At 73.6% G+C, this 6,803-nt stretch carries 8 protein-coding genes; 2 read left to right on the plus strand and 6 right to left on the minus strand.

From position 1 onward, the window contains the following. A partial coding sequence (locus EYA84_RS22905) for an aldehyde dehydrogenase family protein (protein WP_131055200.1) occupies positions 1–1,033 on the minus strand: 1,033 nt, incomplete at its 3' end. Positions 1,034–1,179: 146 nt separating this feature from the next. Here EYA84_RS22905 and EYA84_RS22910 point away from each other — a divergent pair. Next, positions 1,180–2,319: a thiolase family protein gene (locus tag EYA84_RS22910; protein WP_131055202.1), complete on the plus strand. Its 1,140-nt coding sequence runs from the start codon at positions 1,180–1,182 to the stop codon at positions 2,317–2,319. After that, positions 2,316–3,110 (plus strand): SDR family NAD(P)-dependent oxidoreductase, encoded by a 795-nt coding sequence (locus tag EYA84_RS22915; protein WP_161595019.1) that lies wholly within the window; start codon positions 2,316–2,318, stop codon positions 3,108–3,110. The genes EYA84_RS22910 and EYA84_RS22915 overlap by 4 nt, the downstream gene beginning before the upstream one ends. Here the strand turns inward: EYA84_RS22915 and EYA84_RS22920 are convergent. The 5 genes from EYA84_RS22920 to EYA84_RS22940 form a co-directional block, all read right to left on the minus strand. After that, complete coding sequence (locus EYA84_RS22920; RefSeq protein WP_131055206.1) at positions 3,090–3,497, minus strand: nuclear transport factor 2 family protein; 408 nt, start codon at positions 3,495–3,497, stop codon at positions 3,090–3,092. The genes EYA84_RS22915 and EYA84_RS22920 overlap by 21 nt on opposite strands. After that, a complete protein-coding gene (locus EYA84_RS22925) occupies positions 3,494–4,522 on the minus strand; it encodes a CaiB/BaiF CoA-transferase family protein (protein ID WP_131055208.1) in 1,029 nt (342 codons plus the stop codon). Before EYA84_RS22925 ends, EYA84_RS22920 begins: the two co-directional genes overlap by 4 nt. Beyond that, positions 4,519–4,827, minus strand: coding sequence for a DUF4387 family protein (locus EYA84_RS22930; protein ID WP_131055210.1), 309 nt, complete (start codon positions 4,825–4,827; stop codon positions 4,519–4,521). The genes EYA84_RS22925 and EYA84_RS22930 overlap by 4 nt, the downstream gene beginning before the upstream one ends. After that, positions 4,824–6,242 carry an acyclic terpene utilization AtuA family protein gene (locus EYA84_RS22935; RefSeq protein ID WP_131055212.1) on the minus strand — a complete coding sequence of 473 codons (1,419 nt, stop codon included), beginning with the start codon at positions 6,240–6,242 and terminating at the stop codon, positions 4,824–4,826. Before EYA84_RS22935 ends, EYA84_RS22930 begins: the two co-directional genes overlap by 4 nt. Before the next feature lie 3 nt (positions 6,243–6,245). Then, the coding region (locus EYA84_RS22940) for an acyl-CoA dehydrogenase family protein (protein WP_255446629.1) at positions 6,246–6,803 on the minus strand (558 nt) is incomplete at its 5' end.

Genomic DNA, 6,803 nt, shown 5'->3' on the forward strand with positions numbered 1-6,803 from the left:
GGACCGCTGCGGACACCCGGTCCCGGTGCGCGGCACTGATCAACGGGCCCAGGGTCGTCCGCTCGTCGGCGGGGTCACCCGGTACGGCGGCGGAGAGCCGCTCCGCGAGCGCCGCCACGTAGTCGGCGACCACGGCGCGGTGCACCAGGTGACGGGTGAGCAACGCGCAGCCCTGACCGGCGAGCGTGGTCGTGTTCACGGCACCGATCCGGCTCGCCATCGCGAGGTCGGCGTCGGCCCTGACCACGAGCGCCGACTTGCCGCCGAGTTCCAGCACCACCCGGGTGACGTTGCGGGCGGCCTGGGCCATCACCTGCGCCCCCACCGTGTCCGAGCCGGTGAACGTCACCAGACCGACGCGGGGATCACCGCTCAGCGCCGCGCCGACGTCGGCGCCACCGGTCACCACGTTCAGCACACCGGGCGGTATCCCGGCCTCGTCGGCGGCCTCGGCCAGGGCGAGGATCTCCAACGGCGTGTACGGCGACGGCTTCACCACCACCGTGTTGCCCATCGCCAGGGCTGCCGCGACCTTCGGCAGGGTCAGCAGCAACGGCGCGTTGTACGGGGTGAGCGCCGCGACCACCCCGACCGGCACCCGGCGCACCAGACTCGCCGTCGTCCGGGGTGGGCTACCGGCCGCACGGGGCGGCGGGGGCAGCATCCGGTCGTGTTCCCCGGTCGCGACCTCGATCGCGTACCCGAGGTGCGCCAGCGCGGCGGCCACGAACGCCGCCGACTGGCCCCGCGGCGCACCCGACTCGGCGACCGACAGTGCCACGTGGTGGTCGATCCGGTCGCTCAGCCTCCGCCGCAGTCGGCGCAGGGCGGCGGCACGGTCGGCCGCCAGCAGTCCGGACCAGCGACCGTCGTGGAACGCCCGGTGTGCGGCGGCCACCGCGTCGGCCGCGTCGGACACCGTGCCGACGGCCGTGGTGCCGATCACCGCCTCGGTCGCCGGGTTCACCACGTCCGCCGTGTCACCGTCGGAGGCCGCGCGCCAGCGGCCGTCGACGTACAGTCCCTGTCCCATCAGGCGACCATAGGACCGGCCGGAGACCGTCGGCGGTCGCGCGGTGATGGGTAGTGCCTATCGAGCGATACGCGGTTCGTCTTTGTGCACCAGTGGTCCGGCCGGGTGGGATGGGGAGAGGGAGCCCTGCGGCCTGAGGAGCAGTCTTGCGTGATGCGGTGATCGTCGACGCCGTTCGTACCCCGATCGGCAAACGCAACGGGGGCCTCGCCGACTGGCACCCGGTGGATCTCGCCGCCGAGGTGCTCACCACACTCGTCACGCGGACCGGGGTCGACCCGGCCGAGATCGACGACGTCATGTTCGGGTGCGTCAACCAGCTCGGTGACCAGTCCACCAACGTCGGCCGGATGTCCGCGCTCGCCGCCGGTTGGCCCGAGACGGTGCCGGGCGTCACGATCGACCGGGCCTGCGGGTCCAGCCAGCAGGCCCTGCACTTCGCGGTCGCGAGCGTGCTGTCCGGCATGGCCGACACGGTCGTCGCCGGCGGCGTGGAGATGATGTCGCGGGTACCGCTGGGCGCGGCCCGCGCGACCGGCATGCCCTACGGCCCCAAGGTCCGCGCCCGTTACGCCCGCGACTCCTTCAGCCAGGGGGAGGGCGCGGAGATGATCGCCGAGCGGTACGGACTGTCCCGCACCGCTCTCGACGAGTTCTCGGTACGGTCGCACACGCTCGCCGCGCAGGCGACCGACGCGGGCGCCTTCGCCGGCCAACTCGTCACGTTGCCGGACACCAGGCTGACCGCCGACGAGGGTATCCGCCGGACCTCCACGGTGGAGACCCTGGCCGGTCTCACACCCGCGTTCCGCCCCGACGGTGTCATCCACGCGGGCAACTCGTCCCAGATCTCCGACGGCGCCGCCGCCCTTCTCGTGACGACCGGTGACCGGGCCCGCGCGCTCGGCCTGACACCGATGGCCCGCTTCCACAGCGGTACGGTCGTCGGCGACGACCCGGTCGTCATGCTGAGCGCGCCCTGGCCGGCGACGCAGAAGGTGCTCGCCCGGGCGGGCCTCGGCATCGACGACATCGGTGCGTTCGAGGTCAACGAGGCGTTCGCGCCGGTACCGCTCGGCTGGCTCGCCGAGACCGGCGCGAAACCGGAGCGGCTCAACCCGCTCGGTGGTGCGATCGCGGTCGGCCACCCGCTCGGCGCGTCCGGGGCGATCCTGATGACCCGGCTGCTGCACCACATGCGCGACCAGGGCATCCGGTACGGCCTGCAGGCGATGTGCGAGGCGGGCGGCCTGGCCAACGCCACGATCGTCGAGCTGGCCGAGTGACCTTGCTGGCCGGTCGGCGGGTGCTCGTCACGGGTGGTTCCCGGGGGATCGGCCGGTCGATCGTCGAGGCTGCGACAGCGGCCGGGGCCCGCTGCGCGGTGCTCTGCCGGGATCCCGCCGGGGCCGCCGCAGCGGTCACCGCGTGCACCGACGCCGGCCTGCCGGCACCGGCGGTGCACGCGGCGGACATCACCGACCCGGTCGGGTGCGGGCGCGCGGTGGCCGACGCGGCAGACGCGCTCGGTGGCGTCGACGTGGTGGTGAACAACGCCGCCCGGGTCTCCGGTGGAGTGCCCGACGGGCTGTTCTCGACGACGGACGCGTTGCTGCGGACCGACTTCGAGGAGAAGGTCGTCGGCTACCTGCGTGTCGTCCGTGCCGCCGTGGGACACCTGCGGGCCGGTGGCTCCGGCCGGGTGGTCAACATCGGCGGCGAGGCGGCACGGATCGCCCGGCACAACGTGAGCTCCGGGGTACGCAACGCCGCTCTCGTCCACCTGACCCACTCGATGGCCCGTGAACTGGGCCCGGACGGGATCACCGCGAACGTCGTCCAGCCCGGTGTGGTGCTCACCGGTGAGGTCCGGGCGATGCTGCTGGCCGCCGCTCCGTCCGGCACGGACCCGCAGGACCACCTGCGACGTCTGGCCGCCCGCCAGTCGCTGCGTCGCTTCGTCGAGCCCGCCGAGGTCGCCGCGGTGGTGGTGTTCCTCGCGTCCACGGCGTCCTCGGGGCTGACCGGGCAGGTGCTCACGGTCTCCGGCGGGACGTCAGCGGCGGTGCACTACTGAGATCCGCTTGGCGGCGAGGACCAGACCGCCGTGCGTGGCCCGGGTGACGAGGTCATGGTATCGACCCCAGGTCTGCACGATCTGGCCGTCGGCGTCCTGGGACACCGCGTGGAACAGTGACCGGACCGCGACCGGATCGCCGTCGCCGAGCACCTCCACGTTGGACACCAGGTGCAGGCCCGGTGACGCGGCGGCCGTCCAGTACCGGGCGAACAGCCCGACGAACTCCTCCGCCCCCGTCCGCCGCACCCCGTCGGCGCCGACGACCTCCACGTCGTCGGTGACGACCGCGCGCAGCAGGTCGGGGTCGCGGTCGTCGATCCCTCGGCAGTACGCCGCCTGCAACGCCGACACCTCCAGCAGCAGCGTCTGCGCGGCGGGAGTCACCGGACCACCCTGCGCGGGGCCGGAGCGGGGGCCGGGCGCCCGCCCGAGTCGACGAACGTGCGCCGCGACGCGAGCGCGGGGTGCTCGGGTGCCTCACCCGGCGTGAGCACCGGGGTCACGCAGGCGTCCACGTCGTCGAAGACCTCCGCCCACTCGGCCCGGGTCCGGGACGCGAAGATCCGGGCCAGTTCCCGCCGCTGGTCTGGCCAGCGGCTGCGGTCGTGCTGCGGCCAGCCGGCCGGGTCGATCCCGAGGACGGTGAGGAACGCCGCGTGGAACGCCGCCTCGATCGCGCCGACGGCCATGAACCCGCCGTCCGCCGTGCGGTACGTGCGGTAGAACGGTGCGCCACCGTCGAAGATGTTGGACTCCCGCTCGTCCGACCACAGTCCGGCCGCCCGCATGTCGTGCAGCAGCGTGGTCAGCGACGCCACCGCGTCGGTCATCGCGACGTCCAGCACCGCACCCCGTCCGGTACGGGTCCGCTCCAGCAACGCCGCGAGCACCCCCATCACGAGGTACGTGCCACCCGCGCCGAAATCGGCGAGCAGGTTCAACGGCGGCAGCGGCGGCCGGTCGGCCGGACCGGTCGGGTGCAGCGCCCCGGCCACGGCGAGATAGTTGATGTCGTGCCCGGCCCGCTGCGCCCAGGCCCCCTCGTGGCCCCAGCCGGTCATGTGGACGTAGACGAGCGCCGGACACGCGGCACACAGCGTGGCCGGACCGAGCCCGAGCCGCTCCGCGACGCCGGGACGGTACGGGTCGACGAACACGTCGGCGGTGGCCACCAGGCGGCGTACCGTCTCCCGACCCTCGTCGGTCTTCAGGTCCACGGTGACCGCCCGTACCCCCGACGACCGGGAGTCGTGGTGCGCCGGCAGCCCGGAGACCCCGACGCCGCCACCCGGGCGGTCCACCCGGATCACCTCCGCGCCCAGGTCCCGCAGGAGCATCCCGGCGAACGGCGCCGGGCCCGCACCGGCGAGCAGCACGACGCGAACCCCGGCGAGCGGCCCCCGACTCACGGCAGGCGCAGCGCGAGCAGTGGCACGAACTGCGCCGCGCTGTCCAGGTCGGTGTCGTCGGGGCCACCGGCGACCGTCCGGCGGGGCATCGTCACCTTGATGGCGTTGGCGGCCGGGTAGTCGATGACCTGGACGGTCGCGGGGTCGACGTGCAGCAGGTCGGCGACCGTCCCGGCGGTGACGGCCCCGGAGTCGCGCCACGTCAGGTACGCCTCCTCGGTGCGGAACACCATGTCCACCGAGACGAGGAACGCCCCGGCGTTGCGGGTGCGGAACGTGCTGCAGTCCGATCGGATGTCGCTCATGCGTTGACCGTCACCTTCTCCACGGCGGCCGAATCGGTGATCTCCAGGGTGAACGGTTCCATCGGGTGTTCCAGTGCCGCGCCGTGCCAGACGCTCCAGGTGAACACCGGCCCGACGTCGACGACCGACGGGGCGTAGGCGAGCGCGCCGTTGGCCGAGTTGGCGACGCCGGGCACCCGTACGCCGTGCATGAAGAACGGCATCGCCCCCGAGACGATCTCGTGCGCGATCTCCTGGTCGGCGGCGACCGCCTCGGCGACCAACCCGATCTCGTAGCAGCCGGCGTACCCGGTGGCCGCGTTCGGCTCGGCGGCGCCGAGGACGGCGTCGTATCCGTAACGGCGGAACCCGAACGTGTACGCCGACTCGTCCAGGCCGTACCGGTCCCGGGCGGTGCGGTGCACGAGGTCGGTGATCGCGGCGGTGTAGTCGGCGACGTTGGCCACCACGGCGGGGTCGCGGACCCCGAACAGGCACATGCTGCGGTAGCCGAGCTGCTCGACGCCCTCCAGCCGCACGCTGTACGGCTCGGGGGTGAACGTCGCCCCGACCACGCGGACGCTCTGGTCGTCGAGCTGGAGGTACCGGGCCGCCGACGTGTCCAGCGTCCCCGGCGGCTCCCGCAACAGGTACGGCGTCGCGTTCTCGTACAGCATCTGCGCGGCCACCGACCGGACGGTGCAGCGGGACCGGCCGCCGACCGGGCGAACCGTGAAGCCCTCGTCGTCGACCTCGCCGACGATGCACTCGCCGGCACCGATCGGCTCCTCGATGGCGTACCCGCACTCGACGGTCTTGCCCATGTGCCAGGCCGGGCCGGGCGCGATGCCGCGCAGCAGCGGGACGGCCGCATAGATCGCCGCGTCCGAGGAGCGGCCGGCCAGCACGATCTGCGCACCGGCGTCGAGCGCCTCGGCGTAGGGCTCGGGGCCCATCATCGCCACGATCCGCGTCGCCCGCTCGACGTCGGCCTCGGTCAGCTCGGGGCGGCCGTCGAGTCCCCACGTCTGTCCACTTCGGACCTTGCCGAGCACCCAGTCCTTCGGCTGCTCGGTGCGGATCGTGGCGATCCGGGCGGTCCGGCCGTGGGCGGCGAGGATGTCCGTCACGATCCCACGGAACCAGGTGAGCCCGGCGTCGCTGCCGGTGAATCCGGCCGACCCGATGAGCAGTGGCACCCCGATGTCGAGCGCGCCGATCACCATGCGCTCCAGGTCCCGGCGGGTCTGCCGGTAACCGGCCCAGCTCGCCGCGGCGCCCAGGTAGTACGGACCCCAGTCGGTGCTGCCCGCGTCGCAGGCGATGAAGTCGGGCTTCGTCTGTAGCGCGGCGCGGAACGACTTCGTGGAGAAGCCACCGCCCATCACGGCGGCGGGCGCGACGAACCGCACCCGGGACCGGTCGTCAGTACTCATCGTTCACCTCTCGTCGACCAGTGCGAACAGTGCGCGCCGGTGCTGGTCCGGCGTTCCGGCGAGCACCGCGGCGGCGTGCGCCCGGCGCAGTAGGACGTGGGCGGGGTACTCCCAGGTGAAGCCGATCCCGCCGTGCAGTTGGATGGCCTCGGTGGTGACCGTCACGGCGGCCTCGGACGCCTTGACCGCGAGCGTGTGCGCGCTGCGCTCGTCCCCGCCGCACCGCGTGACGTACGCGGCGGCCGACCGCGCCACCTCGACCGTGACGGTGAGGTCGGCCAGCGTGTGCGCCAACGCCTGGAACGCGCCGATCGGCCGCCCGAACTGGTGGCGGGTCCTGGCGTGGTCGACGGTCAGCTCCAACGCGTGCCCGGCCACGCCCACGCACTCGGCGCCCAGCGCGATGCAGGTCGCGATCTCGGCCCGCCGGATCGCCCCGGCGGCGGCGGCACCGTCGGCGAGGACGGTGGCGGGGGTCTCGTCGAACCCCGCCCGCCAGGCCGGTCGGCTCAGGTCCAGCGACGGCAGGGCGGTCAGCGTCGCGCCGGGTGCGTCCGGCGC

The sequence above is a fragment of the Verrucosispora sp. SN26_14.1 genome (assembly GCF_004307965.1).
Taxonomy (GTDB): domain Bacteria; phylum Actinomycetota; class Actinomycetes; order Mycobacteriales; family Micromonosporaceae; genus Micromonospora.

Excerpts from the sequence above, each read along its gene's own strand:
- EYA84_RS22930 (WP_131055210.1), bottom strand. The coding sequence starts at position 4,827 with ATGAGCGACATCCGATCGGACTGCAGCACGTTCCGCACCCGCAACGCC.
- EYA84_RS22935 (WP_131055212.1), bottom strand. The coding sequence starts at position 6,242 with ATGAGTACTGACGACCGGTCCCGGGTGCGGTTCGTCGCGCCCGCCGCC.